Source organism: Bordetella saccharivorans, from assembly GCF_045862855.1.
GTDB classification, from domain to species: domain Bacteria; phylum Pseudomonadota; class Gammaproteobacteria; order Burkholderiales; family Burkholderiaceae_B; genus Bordetella_A; species Bordetella_A petrii_F.
Map to the genome: position 1 here is coordinate 4,355,342 of NZ_BAAFZO010000001.1, position 22,980 is coordinate 4,378,321.

The 22,980-nt window shown below is 68.6% G+C and carries 20 protein-coding genes; 15 read left to right on the plus strand and 5 right to left on the minus strand.

The window, feature by feature from the left end:
• Positions 1-216: 216 nt before the first annotated feature.
• Positions 217-1,827, plus strand: a complete 1,611-nt coding sequence (locus tag ACKTT0_RS20810; protein WP_407851672.1) for a TerC family protein — start codon at positions 217-219, stop codon at positions 1,825-1,827.
• 72 nt (positions 1,828-1,899) lie between these two features.
• Here the strand turns inward: ACKTT0_RS20810 and loiP are convergent, their stop codons facing one another.
• The 3 genes from loiP to ACKTT0_RS20825 form a co-directional block, all read right to left on the minus strand.
• Positions 1,900-2,649 carry a metalloprotease LoiP gene (gene loiP, locus ACKTT0_RS20815; protein ID WP_407852472.1) on the minus strand — a complete coding sequence of 250 codons (750 nt, stop codon included), beginning with the start codon at positions 2,647-2,649 and terminating at the stop codon, positions 1,900-1,902.
• A gap of 242 nt (positions 2,650-2,891) precedes the next feature.
• Positions 2,892-3,725, minus strand: a complete 834-nt coding sequence (locus ACKTT0_RS20820; RefSeq protein WP_407851673.1) for an IclR family transcriptional regulator — start codon at positions 3,723-3,725, stop codon at positions 2,892-2,894.
• The gene (locus tag ACKTT0_RS20825; protein ID WP_407851674.1) at positions 3,722-4,351 is read right to left on the minus strand and encodes a flavin reductase family protein; all 630 of its coding nucleotides are present in this window, start codon (positions 4,349-4,351) and stop codon (positions 3,722-3,724) included. The genes ACKTT0_RS20820 and ACKTT0_RS20825 overlap by 4 nt, the downstream gene beginning before the upstream one ends.
• A gap of 354 nt (positions 4,352-4,705) precedes the next feature.
• Here ACKTT0_RS20825 and ACKTT0_RS20830 point away from each other — a divergent pair, with 354 nt between their 5' ends.
• Genes ACKTT0_RS20830 through ACKTT0_RS20855 form a run of 6 tightly spaced genes read left to right on the plus strand, consistent with a single transcriptional unit; the run spans position 4,706 to position 9,424 of the window.
• On the plus strand, positions 4,706-5,677 hold the full coding sequence (locus tag ACKTT0_RS20830) for a Bug family tripartite tricarboxylate transporter substrate binding protein (protein WP_407851675.1): 972 nt from the start codon (positions 4,706-4,708) through the stop codon (positions 5,675-5,677).
• A 14-nt stretch (positions 5,678-5,691) separates the two neighbouring features.
• Complete coding sequence (locus ACKTT0_RS20835) at positions 5,692-6,102, plus strand: RidA family protein (protein WP_407851676.1); 411 nt, start codon at positions 5,692-5,694, stop codon at positions 6,100-6,102.
• Positions 6,099-6,971, plus strand: coding sequence for an amidohydrolase family protein (locus ACKTT0_RS20840; protein WP_407851677.1), 873 nt, complete (start codon positions 6,099-6,101; stop codon positions 6,969-6,971). The genes ACKTT0_RS20835 and ACKTT0_RS20840 overlap by 4 nt, the downstream gene beginning before the upstream one ends.
• The gene (locus ACKTT0_RS20845) at positions 6,968-7,825 is read left to right on the plus strand and encodes a fumarylacetoacetate hydrolase family protein (RefSeq protein ID WP_407851678.1); all 858 of its coding nucleotides are present in this window, start codon (positions 6,968-6,970) and stop codon (positions 7,823-7,825) included. The genes ACKTT0_RS20840 and ACKTT0_RS20845 overlap by 4 nt, the downstream gene beginning before the upstream one ends.
• 43 nt (positions 7,826-7,868) lie before the next feature.
• A complete protein-coding gene (hpaH, locus tag ACKTT0_RS20850) occupies positions 7,869-8,651 on the plus strand; it encodes a 2-oxo-hept-4-ene-1,7-dioate hydratase (RefSeq protein WP_407851679.1) in 783 nt (260 codons plus the stop codon).
• Between the two features lie 11 nt (positions 8,652-8,662).
• Entirely contained in the window at positions 8,663-9,424 is a 762-nt protein-coding gene (locus ACKTT0_RS20855) for an aldolase/citrate lyase family protein (protein ID WP_407851680.1), read from the plus strand.
• A gap of 151 nt (positions 9,425-9,575) precedes the next feature.
• Here ACKTT0_RS20855 and ACKTT0_RS20860 read toward each other — a convergent pair whose 3' ends face one another.
• Positions 9,576-10,550 carry a Bug family tripartite tricarboxylate transporter substrate binding protein gene (locus ACKTT0_RS20860; RefSeq protein ID WP_407851681.1) on the minus strand — a complete coding sequence of 325 codons (975 nt, stop codon included), beginning with the start codon at positions 10,548-10,550 and terminating at the stop codon, positions 9,576-9,578.
• 126 nt (positions 10,551-10,676) lie between these two features.
• Here ACKTT0_RS20860 and ACKTT0_RS20865 point away from each other — a divergent pair, with 126 nt between their 5' ends.
• The 6 genes from ACKTT0_RS20865 (at position 10,677) to ACKTT0_RS20890 (ending at position 18,416) form a co-directional block, all read left to right on the plus strand.
• Positions 10,677-11,621: a LysR family transcriptional regulator gene (locus tag ACKTT0_RS20865; protein WP_094807255.1), complete on the plus strand. Its 945-nt coding sequence runs from the start codon at positions 10,677-10,679 to the stop codon at positions 11,619-11,621.
• Positions 11,622-11,748: 127 nt separating this feature from the next.
• Positions 11,749-13,821, plus strand: coding sequence for a hydantoinase/oxoprolinase family protein (locus ACKTT0_RS20870; protein WP_407851682.1), 2,073 nt, complete (start codon positions 11,749-11,751; stop codon positions 13,819-13,821).
• A gap of 11 nt (positions 13,822-13,832) precedes the next feature.
• Positions 13,833-15,569 carry a hydantoinase B/oxoprolinase family protein gene (locus tag ACKTT0_RS20875; protein ID WP_407851683.1) on the plus strand — a complete coding sequence of 579 codons (1,737 nt, stop codon included), beginning with the start codon at positions 13,833-13,835 and terminating at the stop codon, positions 15,567-15,569.
• Entirely contained in the window at positions 15,566-15,907 is a 342-nt protein-coding gene (locus ACKTT0_RS20880) for a (2Fe-2S)-binding protein (RefSeq protein ID WP_094806794.1), read from the plus strand. Before ACKTT0_RS20875 ends, ACKTT0_RS20880 begins: the two co-directional genes overlap by 4 nt.
• A complete protein-coding gene (locus ACKTT0_RS20885) occupies positions 15,898-17,295 on the plus strand; it encodes an FAD/NAD(P)-dependent oxidoreductase (protein ID WP_407851684.1) in 1,398 nt (465 codons plus the stop codon). The genes ACKTT0_RS20880 and ACKTT0_RS20885 overlap by 10 nt, the downstream gene beginning before the upstream one ends.
• Entirely contained in the window at positions 17,292-18,416 is a 1,125-nt protein-coding gene (locus tag ACKTT0_RS20890) for an NAD(P)/FAD-dependent oxidoreductase (protein ID WP_407851685.1), read from the plus strand. Before ACKTT0_RS20885 ends, ACKTT0_RS20890 begins: the two co-directional genes overlap by 4 nt.
• Before the next feature lie 57 nt (positions 18,417-18,473).
• Here ACKTT0_RS20890 and ACKTT0_RS20895 read toward each other — a convergent pair whose 3' ends face one another.
• Positions 18,474-19,292 carry an IclR family transcriptional regulator gene (locus ACKTT0_RS20895; RefSeq protein ID WP_407851686.1) on the minus strand — a complete coding sequence of 273 codons (819 nt, stop codon included), beginning with the start codon at positions 19,290-19,292 and terminating at the stop codon, positions 18,474-18,476.
• Positions 19,293-19,440: 148 nt separating this feature from the next.
• On the opposite strand from ACKTT0_RS20895, the gene ACKTT0_RS20900 reads away from it, so the two are divergent.
• On the plus strand, positions 19,441-20,418 hold the full coding sequence (locus ACKTT0_RS20900) for a Bug family tripartite tricarboxylate transporter substrate binding protein (RefSeq protein WP_407851687.1): 978 nt from the start codon (positions 19,441-19,443) through the stop codon (positions 20,416-20,418).
• A 65-nt stretch (positions 20,419-20,483) separates the two neighbouring features.
• On the plus strand, positions 20,484-22,820 hold the full coding sequence (locus ACKTT0_RS20905; protein ID WP_407851688.1) for a cytochrome P450/oxidoreductase: 2,337 nt from the start codon (positions 20,484-20,486) through the stop codon (positions 22,818-22,820).
• The last annotated feature ends 160 nt before the right edge of the window (positions 22,821-22,980 follow it).

The window sequence follows — 22,980 nt, forward strand, 5'->3', positions numbered from 1 at the left end:
CCATGGCAAACCCACGAAGTGCGGTAATATTCAGGTTCTTGTAAGTTTGGAAGCCCACCGGGCCAGCGCCAAGCTGTGCGCCGCGCCCGGCATGCTCCTTTTTCATGTCCAGCGAACCTCTCAGTACCATCGCGCCGCGCATGACCGATGCCCGGCGCCGCCTTCTCAAGCCTGCTGCCGCCCGCGCGGCCCGCCGTCCCGCCTTCCGGACCGCCCATGCTATTTGACTGGATGGCCGACCCCACCGCCTGGCTGGGCCTGGCGACGCTGATCATTCTCGAAATCGTCCTGGGCATCGACAACCTGGTGTTCATCGCGATCCTGGCCGACAAGCTGCCGCCGGAACAGCGCAATCGCGCGCGCGTCATCGGCCTGACCCTGGCCATGCTGATGCGGCTGGGCCTGCTGGCCAGCATTGCCTGGGTGGTGACCCTGACCGAGCCGCTGTTCACCGTGCTGGGCGCCGAGATATCCGGGCGCGACCTGATCCTGATCTTCGGCGGTGTATTCCTGTTGTTCAAGGGCACCATGGAACTGCACGAGCGCGTCGAGGGCAGGGCGCATGGCGATACGGATGCCAGGCCGCAGCACGCGGTGTTCTGGCAGGTGATCCTGCAAATCGTCGTGCTGGATGCGGTGTTCTCGCTCGATTCGGTCATCACGGCGGTCGGCATGGTGCAGGAACTGAGCATCATGATGATCGCGGTAGTTGTCGCCATGGCAGTCATGATGCTCGCGAGCCGCCCGCTGATGGCGTTCGTCGGCCGTCATCCGACCGTGGTCATCCTGTGCCTGGGCCTGCTGCTGATGATCGGCTTCAGCCTGGTGGCCGAGGGCCTGGGCTTCCATGTCCCCAAAGGCTATCTGTACGCCGCCATAGGCTTTTCGATCGTCATCGAGCTGTGCAACCAACTGGCGCGCCGCAATCGCAGCCGACGCAGCCTCGGCCTGAGCGGGCGCCAGCGCACGGCCCGGGCCGTGCTGCGGCTGCTGCGCGGCAACCGGGGCGAGGCAGGCGGCGCGCGCAATCCGGTGGAAGAGGTCGCCGCCCTGGTCGATGGCGTCGACGAGCCCGTCTTCGCGCCGGAGGAAAGCAGCCTGATCGAACGCATCCTGGCCATGGGCAACCGCGATGTGCGTTCGATCATGGTGCCGCGCGGCGAAATGGTCTGGCTCGACGTCAAGGACGGCACCAGCGCGGTCATCAGGAAATTCGCTTCCGGCCATGCGCGCCTGCCCTTGTGCGATGGAGACGCCGCCAACGTGATTGGCGTGGTGCATTTCAAGGACCTGCTGCCCCGCCTGCAGGCGCCCGGCGCCATCGATCTCATCGAACTGGCGCGGCAGCCGCACTATGTCATGGAAACCACGCCCGTTTTCAAGGTGCTGGAGGTGCTGCGCCAGTCGCGCGAGCATATGCTGATCGTGGTCGATGAGCACGGCAGCGGAGAGGGCCTGGTGACCCCGCTGGACGTGTTGACAGCGGTGGGGGGCGAGCTTCCCGAGAGTGCCGACGACGCGGCAGCGGCGATGCCGGCCGGCGACGGCTCCTGGCTGCTGGACGCCAGCATGCCGATCGATGAGGCGCGCCTGTTCCTGTCCGGCGCCGCGCTGGGCGCGGACACGCCCGACGCCACGCTGGCCGGCGCGCTGTTGCGGGCCGAAGGGCGGCTGCCCGAGGTGGGCGAAGTCATCCAGTGGGGCGACTGGTCGTTCGAGATCACGCGGCGCGACGGGCTGCGGATCGGCCAGGTGCGGGCGCGGCAATGCCTTGCGGCCGAGGAAAGCGACCTGCGCGACGGCGGGCCGCTGCATACCGCGGCATGACGCCGCAGGCGGCCGCCGATGGCCGGCCCGGACAAGGCGGCGCCCGGCCGGAGCGGGCGCCGCGCGGTTGGCTTACTTGCCGGCGTCCAGGCGCTGCTGCATGCGCGCGGCGCGATCCGGCGAAGAGGGGTGCGAGCTGAACATGCTGCTCTGGCCGCCGTCGAGCTCGGCCAGCTTCTGGAAGGCCGTCACCAGGCCCTTGCGGTTCATCTTCTTCTGCGTCAGCAGGTCGAACGAATAGTCGTCGGCGGCGGTTTCCTGCGACTGCGAGAACTGTGCATTGATGAACTTCTCGGTCAGGTCGCCCAATTGCGAGGCGCTCAGCGAGGCGACCACGCTGTTGCCGGCCGCGCCGGCGGCCTGGCGGGCAGCGCTCACGGCGTAAGCGGTCTGCATGGCCTTCTTGGTGTGCCCCAGGGCCACGTGGCCCATTTCGTGGCCGATCACGCCGCGCAGCTCGTCGTCATTCATCAGGTCCATCAGGCCGCTGTAGACGCGCACGCAGCCGTTGCCCATGGCCCAGGCGTTGACGTCTTCCGTCAGGTAGACCTTGTAGTTGACCTTCTGGCCGTTCAGCGTCATGTTGCCGAAGCCGCGCATCAGCTTGGTCAGGCGCTTGCTGTACTTGTTGCCGGCCGGGGCGATCTTCGATTCCTGGTCGCTCTGCTTGCAGGCGGCGTCCGACAACTGGACGATATCGGCATCCGACAGATTGGCAGCCTTCGCCATGTCGGCGCCGGCCGACAGCAGGCCGTTGGCGTCCATCCCGCCCATGTTGCCGCAGCCGGCCAGGAACAGGCTGGCAGTCAGCGCGGTGCACATGAATTTCATCTTGTTGTTCATTCGAAGTCCTCTTTCGCTACGCGTCGTGTTTGAGACGGGTCCATTCCCGTGCGCCGGCCATCCGTGCTGGTTGGAAGACAGGCGCGCAGAACTGTAAAGACAAGTGACAGAAATTAGGTGTTATTGATTGTCTAACTGAAATCAAATGTTATGCCGCACGAGCCGCTGGCAGCGCGATCGGCGGCGGCGCGCCGGGCCGCCGGACCATGGGCGGCCCAGATTCACGACGGCCGCCGCGCCCGCACTTCGGCGTGGCGGCGCGCGATGGCTTGCGCGGCGACCCGCATCCGCTCCACCACCCGGGCGAAGTTCTCTTGTGCCAGCCGTTCGGCCATGGCGGTGACGGTGACAGCGCCGAGGGCCGACCCGGCACCGTCATCAGGATCGGGGATGGGAATCGCCACGGCGCTGGTGCCCGGCATCAAACCGGCGGGGGCATGCGCGATGCCGCTTGCGCGCGCCTTGTCGACCCGGCGCAGGATCTCGGCCGGGCTCTCGCCGAGCACGGCAAGGCGGGCCGCGTTCGCCGCGACGATGGCCGTGCTTTCTTCCTCGGGCAGGCAGGCAAGCAATGCCACGCCGGACACCCCCACCCCCAGCGGTCGCCGTACGCCAACCTCGATGGACAGGACTTGGATGGGGTGATGGCCGGTGCGCCGGCCTATGCATATGGAGTCGTGCCCGTGGCGTATGCTGAGGAACACGGTATCGCCCACCTGGTCCGCAAGTTCGGCGAGATAAGGGGCCGCCAGCGTGAGCAAGGGAAAGCGGCGGGTGCGGGCCAGTCCCAGCAGGCTGATTTCCGGGCCGATAAGGTAGCGCCGCGTCGCCGGGTCCTGCTCGATGGCGCCTTCCTGCAGCAGCGCCTTCAGCAGCCGGTGCACGGTGGGACGGTTGAGTCCGGACATGCGCACCAGGTCGATCAGGCGAACGCCGCGCTCTTGCCCACAGGCCACCAGGCGCAGGATGGCGACCGCCCGCCGCACGGTTTGCGCGCCGGCGGGCGTTTCGTCGGTCGTTGTCGCGAACGGCGGGCCTTCGTCGTCGGTGATCATTTGCCGTCCGTCATGATCGATTTCGGCGTCTGCCGTATCGCCCGCTTGGTGACGATGGGTCCCAGGGAGGCATAGTTGGGGCCGCCGATGCGGCACACCGGCCGCAATTGCTCCGTATCGATCTTGCCGTCGCGCGCCAGGCCGTCGCGGATATGGAATACCAGCACTTCGCCGACGAAGAATTCCGCGCCCGTCGCCCCGTAGGGCGTGACACTGTGGAAACGGCATTCCAGGCTGACGGGCGCGGCGGCCAGCCGAGGGGTCGCGATGGCGTCTCCCGCAATGACTTCCAGTCCCAGCAGCTCGGCCTCGCTGATCTCGGGCGGATGCTCTTCCGCGCTGGCGTGCATGGCGTCCAGCAGACTCTCGTCGCCGATGTTCACCACGAAATGTCCGTGATCCAGGATGTTGCGCGCCGTGTCCTTGCGCAGGCCGGCCTTGCGCCCGATGTTGACCCCGACCATGGGTGGGGTGTTCGAGACGAAGGTATAGCAGCTGAAGGGCGCCAGGTTCACCTGGCCGCCGGGCCCCAGGCTGCTGATCCAGGCAATGGGGCGCGGCACGACGATGCCGCTCATGAGCTTGTAGGTCTGTTCGGGCGTGAGTTCTGGCGCGGCGATACGCATGGCGGAAGTTGTCTCTCTGTGATCGGTATCCTGGGACATACGGCCTTTGGTGTCCAGTTATTGAACTATGAAAGGGAGAAGAGGGGGGCTTCTTCGCCATCCGGCCGGGCGCGACCGCGCACCGCGGCCGCTTGCAAAAACCCTGCGCGAAGTCGGGCAGCCGTGCATGGCGGACTCTTTTCCCAGTTTTACATTTTCGGCCTTGTTCCGCGTCGCCGCGCCGAGGCCAGAAGGCCATTCGCGCGTTAAGTCCGATATCTGGACTTTTTCTGCAAACGGCCGTTGTCGCCGACCGGGCAAGTTCCTAGAGTCGAGCCCTACAAGATCGTCAACCTGGCATCGGAGACAACCACCATGATTTACCGTTTCGCGGCCCGGGCGTGCGCCGCCATCGCCCTGGCCGGCCTGACCGCCACCGCTCACGCGGCCTGGCCGGACAAGCCCGTGCGCATCGTCGTGCCATATCCGCCCGGCGGCAATGTCGACGTCGCCGCCCGCTTGATCGCGCCGGGCCTGCAGGCCGCACTGGGCCAGCCTTTCATCGTTGAAAACAAGCCCGGCGCGGGCGGCATGATCGCCGGCGAACACGTGGCGCGCGCCGAGCCGGACGGCTACACCCTGTTCATGGCGGCCAACGGCCCCTTGCTCTTCAGCCCGCTGATTTTCAAGCGCGACGCCTACAAGTGGGACCGCGACTTCGCGCCCATCAGCGCAATCTCATACACGCCTCTGGTCCTGGAAGTGAAGCCGTCGCTGCCCGTGAAAACGATGGGCGAGCTGATCGAGCTGGCCAAGAAAGAGCCTGGCAAGCTGACCATGGCCTCGCCCGGCGCGGGCACCACCAATCACCTGGTCAGCGAACTGCTGCAGCGCATCACCGGCGCGCGCTGGACGACTGTCCAATACAAGGGCAACGCGCCGGCCAATACCGACTTGCTGGGCGGGCACGTCGATTTCCAGTTCGACCAGATCTCCGTCGCGTCGCCGTTCATCAAGGAGGGCCGGCTGCGCGCCTTGGCGGTGACCACCGCCAAGCGCGTGCCGATGCTGCCTGACGTGCCCACCTTCGCCGAGGCGGGCATCAAGGACATGGAGGCGTCGACATTCACCGGCCTGTTGGCGCCCAAGGGGACGCCGCCTGCGATCCTGGCGAAATTGAGCCAGGCATTGGACGGCATCCTGAAGCAGCCGGACATCGTCAAGCGCTTCAACGAGCTGGGTGCCGAGGCGCGAGGCAGCTCGCCCGAGGAATTCACGCGCTACCTTGCCGCCGAGGACGCCCGCTGGACGCCCATCATCGAACAGGCCCATATCACCGCCAAGTGACGCCAGGAAACTCCATGACCAGACGCAGTATCTACGCCGCAGGCTTCAGCCACAAGAATCCCATCCCCGCCGCCTGCCGCATCGGCAGCCTGCTTTATTCGGGCAGCATCCAGGGCACGGATCCCGCCACGGGCGCCTACGGCGAGACGCTGGCGCGCCAGTGCGAGCTGATGTTCGACCATGTGCGGCGCATTGTCGACGCGGGCGGGGGATCGCTCGCCGACATCATCAAGATGACGGTCTGGATGCGCGATCGCGACCAGCGTGCCGTCCTGAACGCCGCCTGGCTGCAAGCCTTCCCGGACGCGCAGAACCGTCCGGCGCGCCACACCATGAAGGCGGACCTGGATGGCGGCAAGCTCGTCGAATGCGACTTCATCGCGGTCATCGCGGAGCAAGAGGCGGCAGGGGAGGCAAGGGGATGACCCAGTATCAGCCTTTCCAGCCCCATCCCACCGCTCCCCGGATCCGGCTGCCCGCCGGGTCCTGCGACAGCCAGTTCCACGTATTCGGGCCGGCCGAACGCTATCCGGTGCGCCCCGGCGCCGCCTATGAAATGCCCGGCGCCACCATCGAAGTCGCCTTGAAGCTGCACCGGCTGCTGGGCATCGAGCGCGGGGTGATCGTGCAGGCGACCACCTACGGCGCCGACCATCAGGTCGTCCTGGACGGCCTGGCCGCCGCGGGCCCCAACTATCGCGGCTGCGCCAATGCGGCCGTGCTGGCCGAACGCGACGATGCCTATATCGCCAGGCTGCACGACGCCGGCGTACGCGGCGCACGCTATACCCGGCAGGGCCTGGGCATCAGCATGGAGCCGGCCGCCTACCGGCGCTCCATCGCGAGGCTGCGCGAACTGGGCTGGTACGCCAAGTTCCAGCCCGAACCCGACGGCATCATGGCGCAGGTATCGCAGTTCGAGGACCTGGACATTCCCGTGATCATCGACCACATGGGGCGCGCCGATCCCGCGGCGGGGGAGAGCGATCCCAGCCGTCGCAAGCTGCTGGAACTGCTCGAGCGTGGCAACTTCTGGGTGATGTTGTCGCTGTCGGAAAAGCTGTCCCGCATCGGCGAACCCTGGGACGACGTCGTGCCGCTCGCGCAGGCGTTGATCCAGGCGAACCCGGACCGCGTGATCTGGGGCAGCGACTGGCCGCATCCCGTCTCGGTCAAGGCCACGCCCGATGAAGGCCGCCTGGTGGACTTGCTGGCCCGCTACGCTGGCGACGCCGCGACGCTGAAGAAAATCATGGTCGACAACCCGGCCCGCCTGTTTGGATACGACAAATGAAACTGCTTTCCTTCGAATACCAGGGCCGCGAATGCTTCGGACTGTTGCGCGGCGCTGACGAGGTCGTCGATCTGAGCGGCCTGGGTTGCGCCAGCCTGCGCGCGGCGCTGGCCGCCCGGGCGCTGCCGGAACTGCGGCAGCGCGCAGCGGGAGGAGGGCAGGTCTTGCGCCTGGCCGACGTCCGCCTGCTGCCGCCGATCCCGGCGCCGGAAAAAATCATCTGCGTCGGCGTGAACTACGGCAATCGCAACGAGGAATACAAGGATGGCAGCGCGCCGCCCGCCTATCCCAGCGTCTTTCCGCGCTTCCCGGGGTCGTTCGTGGGCCACGGCCAGCCCTTGATACGCCCGCGCGTGTCGCGGCAGTTGGACTACGAAGGTGAAATCGCCCTGATCATCGGCAAGCGGGGCCGGCATATCCCGGCCGCGCAGGCCTGGGACCACATCGCCGGCCTGACGTGCGCCAACGAAGGGACGGTCCGCGATTGGGTGCGGCACGGGAAATTCAACGTGACGCAGGGCAAGAACTTCGACGGCAGCGGCGCCATGGGGCCCTGGATGGCGACGGCGGACGAGTTCGACCCCGCCGCGCCCCTGACCGTGACGACCCGCGTCAACGGCGAACAGCGGCAGCACGATACCACTGCCAACCTCATGTTCCCCTTCGCCGAACTGATCCGCTACATCTCCATCTGGACGACCCTGGAGCCGGGCGACGTCATTTCCACCGGCACGCCGGTGGGAGCGGGCGTGCGCTTCGATCCGCCGCGCTATCTGGAGCCGGGCGACCTGGTCGAAGTGGAGGTGCCAGGCATCGGCACGCTGGCCAACACGGTGGCGGACGAGCCCGCCTGAAGACCCGTCCTCTCATGAATCGCTGAACCACCAAGGATTCCCCATGCTCAACGAACAGGACCGCGCCCGCGCCGCCGAACTGCTCCTGGAGGCCGAGCGCACCGGCGTGCCGGCCCGGCAATTGGCCCAGACCTTCCCGGCAATGGAGATCGCCGACTCCTACGATATCCAGAAACGCATCATCGACCGGAAAATCGCCGAGGGCGCGCGGCTGCGCGGCCACAAGATCGGCCTGACGTCCAAGGCCATGCAGAGCACCGTGGGCATCGACGAGCCCGACTACGGCCATCTGCTCGACACGATGTTCTTCCAGGACGGGCAGGCCATTGCCACGGAAAAGCTGATCGTGCCGCGCGTGGAAGTCGAACTGGCCTTCGTGCTGGGCAAGCCCTTGCGTGGCCCGGATGTTTCGCTGTTCGACGTCCTCGACGCCACCGATTACGTGGTGCCCGCGCTGGAAATCATCGACGGCCGCAGCCAGTATCCGCGCACCATCGTCGACAACATCGCCGACAACGCGGCGTGCGCCGGCATCGTCCTGGGCGGCAGGCCGGTGCGGCCGATGGACATCGACCTGCGCTGGGTCGGCGCCATCCTGCTGAAGAACGGCGTCATCGAAGAATCCGGCGTGTCCGCGGCGGTGCTGGGGCACCCCGCGCTCGGCATCGCCTGGCTGGCCAACAAGCTGGCGCAGCACGATGCCGGGCTGGAGGCCGGGCACATCGTCCTGGCCGGCTCGTTCACCCGCACCGTCGCGGTCGGCCCCGGCGACACGCTGCACGCGGATTACGGCAAGCTGGGCGGCATCTCCGTCCATTTCTCCTGAGGAGCGCGGGCGTGGATATTCCCATCAATGGATTCAAGCGCGCGCTGCGCGAGCAGCGTCACCAGACCGGCTTGTGGGTGACGCTGGGGCAGGCCAACAGCGCGGAACTGGTGGCGGCCAGCGGCTTTGACTGGCTGTTGCTGGATACCGAGCACACCCCGGCGACGCTGCCCACGGTGATGGCCCAGCTGCAGGCGGTGGCCGCGTATCCCTCGCATCCGGTCGTGCGGCCGTCCTGGAACGACAAGGTGCAGATCAAGCAGTACCTGGACATCGGCGCGCAGACGCTGTTGCTGCCCTATGTGCAGAGCGCGGACGAGGCGCGCGGCGCTGTCGCGGGCATGCGCTACGCGCCGCGCGGCATGAGAGGCGTGGGCGGCACCGTGCGCGCCACCCGCTATGGCCGCGTAGCCGACTACATGCGGCGCTGCGAGGAGGAGCTGTGCCTGCTGGTCCAGGTAGAGACGGGCGAGGCACTGGAAAACCTCGATGCGATCCTGGCCGTCGATGGCGTCGACGGGGTCTTCATCGGGCCGGCCGATCTTTCCGCCAGCCTGGGCCATCCCGGCGAGCCGGGGCATCCCAGGATAGTGGGCGAGGTGGAACAAGCCATCGCGCGCGTGCGCGCCGCCGGCAAGGCTCCGGGCGTGCTGACCACCGATGAAGCCCTGGCGCGGCGCTACATGGCTGCCGGCAGCCTCTACACCGCGGTCGGCGTGGACGCCGCGATCCTGGCGCGCCATTGCGACCAGTTGGCGCAACGGTTTCGCTGAAATGCGCCGAAGCCGGCGTGCCGGACTTTGCAGGAGGCCGGGCACAAGGGCGAGGGCCGGACCAGATTGCCCGGTCGCTCAAATCCATTACTTTACATAATATACATTATGCGCATATTAAGTAGCCAGGCCGGCAGGCCTGGCCACCGCCTTACATCGGCTTCAAATCGATTTCCTTGGCGATCTTGCCGAAGGTCTGCAGGTCCGCCTTTACCCGCGCCGTGGTTTCCGCCGGCGTCGAGGCTTTCGGGATCATGCCCAGGTCCTGCAGGCGCCGCTGCATCTCCGGCTTGGCGAACGCCCGGGCGATGGTTTGCTGCACTTTTTCCACCACCGCGTCGGGCGTGCCGTGCGGCGCGGCCAGGCCGAACCAGGCCACGGCCGAAAAGCCCGGCAGCCCCGCCTCCGGCGCGGTCGGCACGTCCGGCAAGGCGGCCACGCGTTCGGGATTGGTCACGAACAGCGCCCGCACCTTGCCGGCCTGGATGAACGGCGTCTGCACCCCGGTGTTGTCGAGGACCGCGTTGATATGCCCGCCCAGCAGGTCCGTCATGGCCGGGCTGCTGCCCTTGTACGGCACCACGTTGACCTCGATGCCGGCGGCGCGCGCGAACATCAGCTGGGTCAGGTGCTGCTGCGTTCCCATGCCGGCATTGCCAAACGTGATGGCGCCGGGATGCTGGCGGCCGTAATCGATGAATTCCCGCAGGTTCTTGGCCGGGAACTGATTGTTGGTCACCACGACGAACGGCAGGTCCACCAGCACCGTGACCTGCTTGAAGTCTTCCAGCGGCTTGTAGCGCAGCTTGTAGACGTACGGATTGACGGCCATCGTGCCGCTGGCCGTCAGCACCAGCGTATAGCCGTCCGGTTCGGCCCGCGCCACGTGTTCGGTGCCCAGCACGCCGCCGGCGCCCGGCCGGGCTTCCACGATGGCCGGCTGGCCCAGTTCGCTCTGCAAGGCGTCGGCCGCATAGCGCGCCAGCATATCGGCGGTGCCGCCGGTCGCATAAGGCAGGATGATGGTGATCGGCTTGCTGGGATAGCTGTCGGCGGCCACCGCCGCCGAGGCGCTCATGACCGTCGCTACACACGCGGCGGCCAGTAACTTCAGGTTCTTTGCCATCGATGGATTCCCCGGGTATTTGTCACACTGCGCTAAAACCCGGACAAGATTAAGTGCTGGCGCGTTATATGACCAATCAACATTTATAATGGAATATCATCATTCCGGCTGATAATGGACGGCTTCATGCTAGGCGCCATCGACCTGAACCTGCTGCGCATCTTCGATGCCGTCATGACCGAACGCAACGTCACGCGGGCGGCGGCCGCGCTGCACATGACCCAGCCGGCGGTCAGCAACGCCATCAACCGCCTGCGGCTGACGTTGCAAGATCCCCTGTTCATCAAGGTGCAAGGCGGCGTGCTGCCGACCCAGCGCGCCGAGTTGCTGTGGCCGCCGATCCGTGATGCGCTGACCCGCATTGCCGATACCCTGGAACGCAGCGACTTCGACCCGGCCCGCTCCGAGGCGGTGTTCCGGCTGGCGATGTCGGACTACGTCGCCGACCAGGTGATCCGGCCGCTGTTCGTCGAACAGCAGACGGTGGCGCCGAATATCCGCATCCACCTGCACCCCTACTCGCTCGACAATGCCTCGGTGCTGCTGGAAAAAGGCGAGGTCGACATGGCGGCCGGCGTGTATTCGAATTTCGGCTCGTCGCTGCGCACCTTGCCGCTGGAAACCCTCACCTATGTGTGCGCCATGCGCAAGGGCCATCCCCTGCTGGCGCAGCCGCGCTTCACGCTGGACGACTTCCTGCGCGCCCGGCACTTGATGGTCAGCCTGCTGGGCACCCCTGCCCTGATCGACCACGAACTGGCCGCGCACGGCTACAAGCGCAACGTGGTGCTGACCATCAACCAGTTCGCCCTGGCCCCGCGCCTGCTGGCCGAGACCGACCTCATCTGCGTGGTCCCGGTCAACACGGTGCGCAACAGCCCCCACAGCCACCAGCTCGAGGCGGTCGAGGCGCCCTTCCCCTTCGCGCCGCGCACGGTCAACCTGGTCTGGCACGAGCGCTCGGACAATGTGCCGGCGCACCGCTGGCTGCGCGAGGAAATCCTGAAGGTCTGCAAGGCCCAGGGCATGGTGTTCGACCAGGCGCAGCCGGCCGAATCGCATGGCTACTGAGCCCTCATCATTCATTTGAATGATGATCACTAATGCAAAACTTTGATTGGATCGAATAATCGACGGCCGATAAGATTTCCGGGTCCTACATCCGGCGCCCCGCGCGCCCGTCTCCCGGAGATCCCGCGTGACCCAGACCGCACCAGCCCCCGCCCGGCGTTTTCGCGTCGGCTTTGACGTGGGCGGCACGTTCACTGATTTCACATTGCTGGCCGAACACACCGGCGCGCTGCATTACTTCAAAGTCCCTTCCACCCCGCACGATCCCGCCGAGGCGATCCAGGCCGGCCTGTCGCACTTGATGCGCGAACATGGCATCGCCGGGCCCGAGCTGGCGCACGTGGGCCACGGCACGACGGTGGCGACCAACATGGTGATCGAGCGGCGCGGCTCGCGGTGCGCGCTGGTGACCACGCGCGGCTTTCGCGACGTGCTGGAAATCGGCCGGCAAACGCGCCCGCACCTGTATGACTACAACGTCACCAAGCCGGCGCCGCTGGCGCCGCGCGCCTGGCGCTTCGAGATATCCGAGCGCATCGCGGCCGACGGTTCGGTGCTGGCGCCGCTCGACGAGGACGAGGTCGTCGCCGTGGCGCGCCAACTGGCGGCGGCGCAGGTGGAATCGGTGGCCATCTGCTTCATGCACAGCTACCGCAATGGCGCCCACGAGCGGCGGGCGCGCGACATCCTGGCCGAATACCTGCCCGGCGCGTACTTGAGCGTGTCCAGCGAGATCCTGCCGGAGTTCCGCGAGTACGAGCGCATGTCCACCACGGCGCTCAATGCCTATGTGGGCCCGCGCATGGCCGCCTACATGCGCAACCTGGTCGATTCGGTGCGCGGCATGGGCGTGAGCGCCCCGCCCGCCACCGTGCATTCCAATGGCGGCCTCATGTCGGTGGAATCGGTGCTGACCGCGCCGGTGCGGACCTGCGTGTCGGGGCCGGCGGCCGGGGTCATCGGCGCCGCCGAACTGGGCCGCGCGGCCGGCTTTCCCAATCTGATCACCTTCGACGTGGGCGGCACCAGCACCGATGTCTCGCTGGTCGCCGACTTGCAGCCGCTGTTCACCTCCAGCCGGCTGGTCGCGGATTATCCGGTCAAGACGCAGATGGTCGACGTGCACGTGATCGGCGCCGGCGGCGGCAGCATCGCCCGCATCGACGACGCCGGCGCGCTGAAGGTCGGGCCGCAGAGCGCCGGCGCCGTGCCGGGCCCCATCGCCTACAACCGCGGCGGCACGGTGGCGACCCTGACCGACGCGCACGTCGTGCTGGGCCGCCTCAACCCGGTCGCCTTGCTGGAAGGCCGCATGGCGGTCCACGCCGAGCAGGCCCGCGCGGCGTTGCAGGCGCAGATCGCCGGGCCGCTGGGGCTGAGCGTCGAAGAAGCCGCCTACGGCATCCTGCGCATCGCCAATTCCAACATGGCCCGCGCGGTCCGGGCCGTATCCACGGAGCGCGGCCACGACGTGCGCAAGTTCGCGCTGTGCGCCTTCGGCGGCGCCGGCGGCCTGCACGCGGCCGAACTGGCGCGCGATTGCGGCATCGGCAAGGTGCTGATCCCGCAGGAGCCCGGCACCATGTGCGCGCGCGGCATCCTGCTGTCCGACATCTCCATGGATTTCGTGCAGACGCTGATGGCGCATGCGCACGCCGACGGCTGGCTGGCGGTGCAGCAGTCGCTCGATACACTGGCGGACAAGGCGGGCGCCTGGCTCGCCGAGGAAGGCGTGCCAGGCGCGGCGCAGCGCCTGTCGGCCGTGATCGACGCGCGCTACCAGGGCCAGAACTTCGAGATCCCGGTGGCCCTGGACGGGATGCGCCTGATGCCGCTGGCGGATTTCATCGCCGCGTTCAGCGCGGCCCATATCCGCGAATACGGCTATGACGCCGCCGAACGCGCGATCGAGATCGTCAATTGCCGGGTGCGCGCGGTCGGCCTGGTGCCGCGCGCGCCGCTGGCCCGCGTGGCGGGCGGCCGGACGTTGGACGAGGCGCTCAAGGAACGGCGTCGCGTCTATTTCGAGGCCGCTGGCTGGCTCGATACCCCCGTCTATCGCCGCGCCCTGCTGCCGCCCGACACGCCTGTCGAAGGTCCGGCCGTGATCGAGGAAATGAGCTCGACCACGGTCGTCCTGCCCGGCCAGCAGGCGCGCGCCGATGAATACGGCAACCTGATCGTCAACCTCCACCCCTGAGACGCCTCGCCATGAGTATCCGACCGACCACCGCCCCCGGCGCGGACCCGTTCGACCCCATCGAGATGGAGGTCTTCAGCAACCGCCTGCTGTCCATCACCGAGGAAATGGGCAATACCCTGATCCGTTCGTCCTTCTCGAGCAACATCAAGGAGCGCAAGGACTGCTCGGTGGCGCTGTTCGACGCGGCCGGACGCCTGGTGGCGCAGGCCGCCCACGTGCCGGTGCACCTGGGCTCCCTGTCGGGCGGCATCGACGCCGTGCTGCGGCGCTACGGGACGGCCGGCATCCGTCCCGGCGACGTGTTCCTGTGCAACGACGCCTATCTGGCCGGCGGCACCCACGCGCCCGATATCACCGTGGTCTCGCCGATTTTCTGCGAGGGCGCGCTGCGCTTCTTCGCGGCCAATATCGGCCACCATACCGACGTGGGCGGCGCGGTGCCGGGCTCGACCTCGCACCACCTGAAAACGGTGTGGGAGGAAGGCATACGTCTGCCCGCCATGCGCATCGTGCGGCAGGGCGAGCTGGACCAGGACCTGCTGGAAATGATCGCCCACAACACGCGCGAGCCCGATAACCGGATGCACGACATCCGCGCGCAGATCGCCACCAACGACAAGGGCGCGCGGCTGGTGCTGGACCTGGTGCAGCAGTCCGGGCTGACGGCCGTGCTGTCGGCCATCGACGGCATCCTGCTGTACACCGAGCGGCGGTTGCGCAACCGCATCGCCCAGCTGCCCGCCGGCACCGTATCGTTCGTCGAGCGCATGGACGACGACGGCATGGGCGGCGATCCGGTCGCCATCCAGGCCAACGTGCACGCCCGCGACGGCCAGCTCTATGTGGATTTCACCGGCACCGGCAAACAGGCGCGCGGCGCGTTCAATCTGCCGGCCAGCGCCCTGAACGCCAGTGTGTACTTCGCGGTAAAAGCCATGCTGGACCCGGAGCTCATGCCCAACAATGGCCTGTTCCAGCCTATCAGCATCAGCGCGCCCGAAAACACCATCACCAACCCCAGCTTCCCGGCCGCCGTGGGCGCGCGGGTGACGACGGCGCAGCGCGTGGCCGGCACGGTGATCGGCGCGCTGGGCCAGTTGCTGCCGCCCGAGCGCGCCATGGCGTCGTGCAACGACGTGATGCCGTCCATGCTGTTCGCCGGCCCGCAGCGCGACGGCAAGGGCACCTTCGTGTACCTCGAGACCCTGGGCGGCGGCGCCGGCGGCCGCGCGCAGGGCGACGGCATGGACGGCATCCAGGTGCATGTGACCAACACCTCCAACCTGCCCGCCGAGGCCCTGGAGATCGAGTATCCCCTGCTGGTCGAGGAATATGCCCTGGTCGACGATAGCGGCGGCGCGGGGCGTTACCGCGGCGGCATGGGCATCGCGCGCCAGATCCGCTCGCTGCACGACCAGCTGACCTGCTCGATCCGCTGCGATGCCGCCCTGTTTGGCGCCGCCGGCCTGAACGGCGGGCTGCCGGGCGGCACCTCGCGGGTGGTGCAGAATCCCGGCCGCGCCGACCAACGGCGCCTGCCCAACAAGATATCCGGCCATGCGCTGCCGGCGGGCCAGTCGGTGCGGCTGGAGACGCCCGGCGGCGGCGGCTACGGCGCGCCGTCCGTGCGCGACCCGGCGGCGTTGCGCCGCGACCTGCTGGACGGCAAGGTGAGCCGGGCGGCGGCCGAACGCGACTACGGCAGCGAGCGCGTGGCGCAGGCCCTGGCAAAGGAACCGGCATGACCGGCGCCATCGGCGGCGCTACCGGTACGACGGCGTCCCGGCCGTTGCTGCGTCGTGTTGCCGTCCCGGCCGCGCCCGTCCTGCGCCTGAGCTGGAATGGCCAGCCGCTCGAAGCGCGCCAGGGCGATACCGTGCTGACCGCGCTGCTGCTGGCGGCCGGTCATTTGCGCGTCACGCTGGGCGAAGGCGCGCCGCGCGCCGGATTCTGCCTGATGGGCGCCTGCCAGGACTGCTGGGTGCAGACCGGCACGGGCCGGCGCCTGCGGGCCTGCACCACCCTGGCCGAAGACGGCATGGACCTGGTCAGCGCATTGCCGGGAGATCCGCCATGCCCATGACAGGCACCGCCGGCGGCGGCCGGGACACGCCCGGGATGGTGGTGGTGGGCGCCGGGCCGGCCGGCGTGCGGGCCGCGCACACCCTGCTGGCGCACGGCGTACGCCCGGTGGTCGTGGACGAAGCGCCGCTGCCCGGCGGGCAGATCTACCGCCAGGCGGCCGCGCCGCGCGCGGGCGCGCGCGAGCGCTACGGCTTCGAATGGAAACGCGCGGCGGCCATCCACGCCGCCGGCGCCGAACTGCGCCAACGCGCCGACTACCGCGCCGCCACCACGGTGTGGAACGCCGCGCCGGGCTGCCTGGACCTGGCGGGAGCGGCCGGCATCGAATCCCTGCCTTATGCCCGCCTGTTGCTGGCCACCGGGGCCACCGACCGGGTCCTGCCATTCGCGGGCTGGACCTTGCCCGGCGTGTACTCGCTGGGCGGGGCGCAGATCGCCCTCAAGAGCCAGCATTGCCTGGTGGGGCCGCGCATCGTCTTCGCCGGTACGGGCCCCCTGCTCTACCTGGTGGCCTACCAGTACGCGCGCGCCGGCGGGCAGGTACAGGCCGTGCTCGATTGCGCGGCCCCGGCCGGCCGGGCGCGCGCCCTGCCGGCCCTGCTGAATCAGCCCGCCACGCTGGCCAAGGGCGTGTATTACCTGGGCTGGCTGCGCGCCCACGGCGTGCCGGTGCATCGCGGCGCGCAGCTCGATGGCGCGCTGGGCACGGCCCGGGTCGAGGCGGTGCGCGCGCGGATCGGCGGCGCGGCGCGCACCCTGGCGTGCGATGCGCTGGCCGTCGGCCACGGCCTGCGGGCCGAAACCCAGCTTGCCGATCTGCTCGATTGCGCCTTCGATTTCGATGGGGCGCAGCGGGCCTGGCTGCCCCGGCGCGACGCCGATGGCCGCAGTTCGGTCCCGGGGGTTTATCTGGCGGGCGACGGCGCCGGCATCGGCGGCGCCCATCTGGCGGAAATCGCCGGCGAACGGGCCGCGCTCGCCATGCTGGCCGACAGCGGCGTGCCGGTCGATGCGGCGCGGCTGCGGCGGCTGGCCCGGCGCCAGGAACGGCTGGCGCGTTTCCGGCGCGGGCTGGACCAGGCATTCGCGCTGCCGGCCGCGGCCGGCGCCGGCTGCGACGATTCCGTGATGGTATGCCGCTGCGAAGAGGTGCGCGCCGGCGCCCTGCGTTCGGCCGCGCAGCAGTACGCGATCGACGACCTGAACCGCCTCAAGGCGCTGACGCGCATCGGCATGGGCTTGTGCCAGGGCCGCATGTGCCAGGCCGGCGCCGCCGAGCTGCTGGCCGATTGCCGCCGCATTCCGCTGGCGCAGGTCGGCCGGCTGCGCGGCCAGGCGCCCGTCAAGCCGCTGGATATGGCCAGCCTGGGCGAGGTGCGGCCATGAGCCTGGTGCACACCGAGGTGGCCATCATCGGGGCCGGGCTGGTGGGCGCCGCCACGGCGCTGGCGCTGCGGCGCGCCGGCGTCGCAGCGGTACTGGTCGAGCGCGGCTTGTGCGGGGCGCGCGCCAGCGGCGTGAATTTCGGCGGCGTGCGCCGCCAGGGCCGCTCGGTCGAGCAGTTGTACCTCGCGCAGCGGGCCCACGGCATCTGGGCGCGGCTGCCCGAGCTCATCGGCACCGACGCGGAATATGTGCGCTCGGGGCACCTGAAGCTGGCGCGTTCCCAGGCCGACCTGGAACGGCTGGCGGCCTACCGCGAGCAGGTGCGCGACTTCGACCTCGACTTGCAGATCATCGAGGGCGCGGCGCTGCGCCGCCGCTTCCCGGCGCTGGGGCCGGACGTCGCGGGGGGCTCGCTGTGCCCCGCGGACGGCCAGGCCAACCCGCGCCTGGTGGCGCCCGCCTATGCGCACGCCGCGCTGCGGCACGGCGCACGGCTGCTCGAGCATTGCGCCATCGCCGAGGCGGACGCGCGCGGGGACGACTTCCTGCTGTGCGCAAAAGACGGCCGCCGCATTCGGGCAGCGTGGGTGGTCAACGCGGCCGGCGCCTGGGGCGCCGAGGTGGCCAGCTGGTTTGGCGATGCCTTGCCCTTGCAGGTCAAGTATCCGACCATGCTGGTCACCGAGCCGCTGACGCCGCAGATCGGCGTATCGCTGGGCGTCGAAGGCGGCGGTTTCTATGCGCGGCAAGTGGCCCGGGGCAATGTGGTGATGGGCGGCGGCTACGGTGTCGGGCTGCCTGGCAACCGCAGCCGGCCGGGCCGCGCGGCGCTGGCCGGGCTGGGCGCTACGGCTCCCGCCATCCTGCCGGCGCTGGCGCGCGCCAGCGTCATCCGGTGCTGGTCGGGCATCGAAGGCTACTTCAGCGACAAGAATCCCGTCATCGGCTTGAGCCCAACAGTCCCGCGCCTGTTGCACGCTTTTGGCTTTTCCGGCGGCGGCTTCCAGATCGCCCCGGCGGTCGGCGAAGTGGTGGCGGAGATGATTATGGGGCGCAACACCTTGATGATGCCCGGGCGCTTCGCGCCGGCCCGGTGGGCGGGCGCGGCCGGCGCGCCCTGAGCTGGCCGCGGCGCGGACGGGGACGGTCCGGATGGCGCGCGACGGCAAGGGGCGGCGTCAACCAGGCGCCTGCCCCGCATCGTGTCCCAGCATGGCGCTTACCGCACGGGCCTCGGCCCGCACGGCGACGGCGGCGCGGCCGTCGACCGACGCGTCGAAGCCGCCCGTTGCGCCGAGCGCCGTCAGCACGGCGCAGGGCCGGCCGGTGTAGTCGAAGATCGGCGCGGCGACCGCGCTGATGCCTTTCAGATTGGTGTCGCGCACGCAGGCGCAGCCGGCCGCCCGGACTTCGCGGCGCAACGCGCCTATCGGGTCTGCGCGTTCCAACAGCGCGCGCTGGTCGGCGCTCGCGGCGTCGAGTTCGGCCCGTGCCTGCGCGCTGACCGTGGCCTCGTCCAGGGCCGCCAGGAACGCCCGCCCGGTGGCCGACCACAACAATGGCAGCACGGAACCCACGCGCACGTTCACCGTCACCGGCAGCCCCGGCTCTTCAAAACGCACAATAGTCGGCCCCTTGTTGCCCATGACCGCAATGAAGCAGGTGACCTCCAGTGTTTCGCGCAGCCGCACCAGGGCAGGCTCGGCCAGCCGGACCGGCTCGGCCTGCCGCATGGCGGCCACGCCCAGCAGCAGGGCCTGCAGTCCCAGGTAGTACTGCTGCGATCCCGCGTCCTGCTGCACCAGCCCTTCCTCGATCAGGCTTGCCAGGTAACGGTGCACCTTCGCGGGGCTTTCGGCCACGTGGGCGGCCAGCGCGGTCAGGCTGGCGCGTCCGCCCAGGCGCGCCAGGCCCTTGAGCACCGCCATGCCGGTCTCCGCGGCCTGCACCCGTTGCCGGCGCTGGCGCACAGGCGCCGGGACTGCTTCTCGAGCCATCTTGGATTTCGTGGTGGTCATACGCGCCTATCGGATCGACTCAGGGAAAGTACGCACAGCTTAGCGGGTTTATTCATTTACGCATAGCGTATATTATTTACGCAAACAACAAACGCGGCAGTGCCGCCCAACGACCTGGAGACAAGCAATGCATCTACTCAAGCCCCTCATCGCCCTGGGCCTGGCCGCCCTGCCCCTGCTGGCGCCGGCCGGCGCCGCGGCGCAGGACTATCCCGGCAAGCCGCTGCGCTGGATCGTGCCGTACGCGGCGGGCGGCGGCTCCGATTTCCTGGCCCGCACCATCGGCCAGGGACTGTCGGCCCGCATCGGCCAGCCGGTGGTGGTGGACAACAAGCCTGGCGGTAATACCGCCATCGGCGCCTCGGAAACCGCGCGCGCCGCGCCGGACGGCTACACCATGCTGTCGGCCGACAATGGCACGCTGGTGTTCAACCCGGTGCTGTACAAGCAGCTGTCCTACGATGCGGGCAAGGACCTGGCGCCCGTCACGCTGATGGGGCGTTTCCCGATGATCCTGGTCGTCGGCCCCGGCATGCAGGCCGGTAATGTGCAGGAATTCGTCGAGGCCGCCCGCAAGCAGTCGGCCGGGCTGGACTTCGCCTCGGCGGGCGCCGGCAGCCCGCACCATCTCGCCATGGAGCTGTTCAAGGTCGAGACCGGCCTGAAGATGGTGCATGTGCCTTACCGGGGCGCGGCGCCGGCGCTGGCCGACGTGGCGGCGGGCCAGGTGCCCGCCATGATGGTCGACCTGGCCGCCGGCGCGGGCTTCATCAAGGCGGGCAAGGTGCGGGCCCTGGCGGTCGCCAACCCGACCCGGTTGCCGCAACTGCCCGATGTCCCCACCTTCGCCGAGGCCGGCTACAAGAATGTCGAGGCGGCCGCGCTGGTAGGCCTGGTGGTGCCCGCCCGCACGCCGCCGGCGGTAGTCGATGCGCTCAACAAGCAGGTCGTCGCGGCCATCAATACGCCTGACGTCAACAAGCGGCTGGTCGATTTCGGCATTGAACCGGTGGGCGATACGCCGGCCGAATTCAGCGCGCTGCTGCAGCATGAGCGGACGCGCTGGCACAAGCTGATCAAGGACCTGGACATCAAGCTGGACTGAGCAACATCCGCCCTGCCCGCGCCGCGCCCGCGGCCAGGCAAGGCGCGTTTTACGCGGAGCTTCCCATGACCCCAACTTCCCCTGCCCGTTCCTCCGGCTGCCCCGTGGACCACTCGGCCCCCGCCGCCGCGGCAGGCTGCCCGGTAAGCCAGAGGGCGGCCGAGTTCGATCCGTTCGGCGACGGCTACCAGCAGGATCCGCCCGAATACGTGCGTTGGGCGCGCGAACAGGAACCGGTGTTCTACAGCCCGAAGCTGGGCTATTGGGTGGTGACGCGCTACGACGATATCAAGGCGATTTTCCGCGACAACATCACGTTCAGCCCGTCGATCGCCCTGGAGAAGATCACCCCGACCGGTCCGGAAGCGAATGCCGTGCTGGAGTCGTACGGCTACGCCATGAACCGCACCCTGGTCAACGAGGACGAGCCGGCCCACATGCCGCGGCGGCGCCTGCTGATGGACCCGTTCACGCCGGCCGAGCTCAAGCACCACGAACCCATGGTGCGACGGCTGACGCGCGAGTATGTCGACCGTTTCATCGACACGGGCAAGGCGGACCTGGTCGACCAGATATTGTGGGAAGTCCCGCTGACCGTGGCGCTGCATTTCCTGGGCGTGCCGGAAGAGGACATGGACATGCTGCGCAAGTATTCGATTGCGCACACCGTCAATACCTGGGGCCGCCCCAAGCCGGAAGAACAGGTGGCCGTGGCGCATGCGGTGGGCAATTTCTGGCAGTTCGCCGGCAAGGTGCTCGAGAAAATGCGCCGCGACCCGTCCGGCCCGGGCTGGATGCAATACGGCATCCGCAAGCAGCGGGAGCACCCGGACATCGTCACGGATTCCTATCTGCACTCCATGATGATGGCGGGCATCGTGGCCGCCCACGAGACCACCGCCAATGCCTCGGCCAATGCGATGAAGCTGCTGCTGCAGCATCCCCAGGCGTGGCGCGACATCTGCGAAGACCCGGCGCTGATCCCGAACGCCGTAGAGGAATGCCTGCGCCACAATGGCTCGGTGGCCGCGTGGCGGCGCCTGGCCACCCGGGACGTGGAGATCGCCGGGGTGAAGATTCCGGCCGGCGCCAAGCTGCTGATCGTGTCGTCGTCCGCCAACCACGATGAGCGGCATTTCGCCGATGCCGACCTGTTCGATATCCGCCGCGAAAACGCCAGCGACCAGCTGACCTTCGGCTATGGTTCGCACCAGTGCATGGGCAAGAACCTGGCGCGCATGGAAATGCAGGTCTTCCTGGAAGAGTTCACGCGCCGGCTGCCGCACATGAAGCTGTCCGAACAGCGCTTCACCTACGTGCCCAATACGTCGTTCCGCGGGCCGGAGCATCTCTGGGTGGAATGGGACCCGCGCCTGAACCCGGAGCGCCGGCGTCCCGGGCTGCTGCAGGCCCGTCAGCCAGTGCGCATCGGCGAACCTTCGGCACACGCCATCAGCCGCACGGTGGTGGTCGAGCAGGTCGCGCCGGCCGGCGACGGCATCGTCAGGCTGCGGCTGGCTTCGTGCGACGGCCGGCCCCTGCCCCGCTGGGCGCCCGGCGCGCACATCGATGTCGAATGCGGCGACACCGGCATCTCGCGCCAATATTCATTGTGCGGCGATCCCGCCGACACGCGCAGTTTCGAGATCGCGGTGCTGCATGAGCGCGCGGGCCGCGGCGGGTCGGCCTGGATCCACGCCCGCGTCAAGCCGGGCGACCGGCTGCGCATCCGTGGGCCGCGCAACCATTTCCGGCTCGATCCGGCCGCGCGCAAGGCCATTTTCATTGCCGGCGGCATTGGCATCACGCCCATCAGCGCGATGGCCCGCCACGCGCGCCAGGTCGGCATGGACTACGAATTGCATTACAGCGGCCGCTCGCGCGCCGGCATGGCGCTGCTGGATGAACTCGCTGCCCTGCATGGGGAACGGCTGCGGGCGTACGTATCGGCTGAAGGCAGCCGCAACGATTTCGCCGCCCTGCTGGCCCGGCCGGAGGCCGGCACGCAGGTCTATGCATGCGGCCCGCAGCGCATGCTGGACGCCTTGGCGGCCGCCTGCGCCGCCTGGCCGGAAGAGGCCCTGCGCGTCGAGCATTTCCATGCGGCCGCCACTGCGCTGGACCCGTCGAAGGAGCATGCCTTCGAAGCCGAGCTCAAGGATTCCGGCCTGGTCATCAACGTGGCCGCCGACCAGACGCTGCTGGCGGCGCTGCGCGCGGCCAATGTGGATGTGCAGAGCGATTGCGAGGAAGGCCTGTGCGGCTCGTGCGAAGTGCGGGTGCTGCAAGGCGCCATCGACCACCGCGACGTCGTGCTGACGCGGGCCGAACGCGAGGCGAACGGCAAGATGATGGCGTGCTGTTCGCGCGCGGCGGGCAAGCGGATCGTGCTGGAGCTGTAGATCGCGCAGGCGGCTTCCCGGCCGTCTGGCAGCGCCAGGGCGCGTATTTTTATTTCATTTAACATCAATTAGTTATGGCATGTTATTCATGTAGAATGGCGCCGCTTTTGCATGGCCGCCACGCCCGCTTGCGCGCATGTGTTGGTCCAATGCGCGCCGT

Coding starts and splice junctions, on each gene's coding strand:
- ACKTT0_RS20875 (WP_407851683.1), top strand. CDS start 13,833: ATGAGTATCCGACCGACCACCGCCCCCGGCGCGGACCCGTTCGACCCC.
- ACKTT0_RS20825 (WP_407851674.1), bottom strand. CDS start 4,351: ATGCGTATCGCCGCGCCAGAACTCACGCCCGAACAGACCTACAAGCTC.
- ACKTT0_RS20820 (WP_407851673.1), bottom strand. CDS start 3,725: ATGATCACCGACGACGAAGGCCCGCCGTTCGCGACAACGACCGACGAA.
- ACKTT0_RS20880 (WP_094806794.1), top strand. CDS start 15,566: ATGACCGGCGCCATCGGCGGCGCTACCGGTACGACGGCGTCCCGGCCG.
- ACKTT0_RS20895 (WP_407851686.1), bottom strand. CDS start 19,292: ATGGCTCGAGAAGCAGTCCCGGCGCCTGTGCGCCAGCGCCGGCAACGG.
- ACKTT0_RS20900 (WP_407851687.1), top strand. CDS start 19,441: ATGCATCTACTCAAGCCCCTCATCGCCCTGGGCCTGGCCGCCCTGCCC.
- ACKTT0_RS20885 (WP_407851684.1), top strand. CDS start 15,898: ATGCCCATGACAGGCACCGCCGGCGGCGGCCGGGACACGCCCGGGATG.
- ACKTT0_RS20905 (WP_407851688.1), top strand. CDS start 20,484: ATGACCCCAACTTCCCCTGCCCGTTCCTCCGGCTGCCCCGTGGACCAC.
- ACKTT0_RS20860 (WP_407851681.1), bottom strand. CDS start 10,550: ATGGCAAAGAACCTGAAGTTACTGGCCGCCGCGTGTGTAGCGACGGTC.
- ACKTT0_RS20810 (WP_407851672.1), top strand. CDS start 217: ATGCTATTTGACTGGATGGCCGACCCCACCGCCTGGCTGGGCCTGGCG.
- ACKTT0_RS20865 (WP_094807255.1), top strand. CDS start 10,677: ATGCTAGGCGCCATCGACCTGAACCTGCTGCGCATCTTCGATGCCGTC.
- hpaH (WP_407851679.1), top strand. CDS start 7,869: ATGCTCAACGAACAGGACCGCGCCCGCGCCGCCGAACTGCTCCTGGAG.
- loiP (WP_407852472.1), bottom strand. CDS start 2,649: ATGTGCACCGCGCTGACTGCCAGCCTGTTCCTGGCCGGCTGCGGCAAC.
- ACKTT0_RS20830 (WP_407851675.1), top strand. CDS start 4,706: ATGATTTACCGTTTCGCGGCCCGGGCGTGCGCCGCCATCGCCCTGGCC.
- ACKTT0_RS20835 (WP_407851676.1), top strand. CDS start 5,692: ATGACCAGACGCAGTATCTACGCCGCAGGCTTCAGCCACAAGAATCCC.
- ACKTT0_RS20890 (WP_407851685.1), top strand. CDS start 17,292: ATGAGCCTGGTGCACACCGAGGTGGCCATCATCGGGGCCGGGCTGGTG.
- ACKTT0_RS20845 (WP_407851678.1), top strand. CDS start 6,968: ATGAAACTGCTTTCCTTCGAATACCAGGGCCGCGAATGCTTCGGACTG.
- ACKTT0_RS20840 (WP_407851677.1), top strand. CDS start 6,099: ATGACCCAGTATCAGCCTTTCCAGCCCCATCCCACCGCTCCCCGGATC.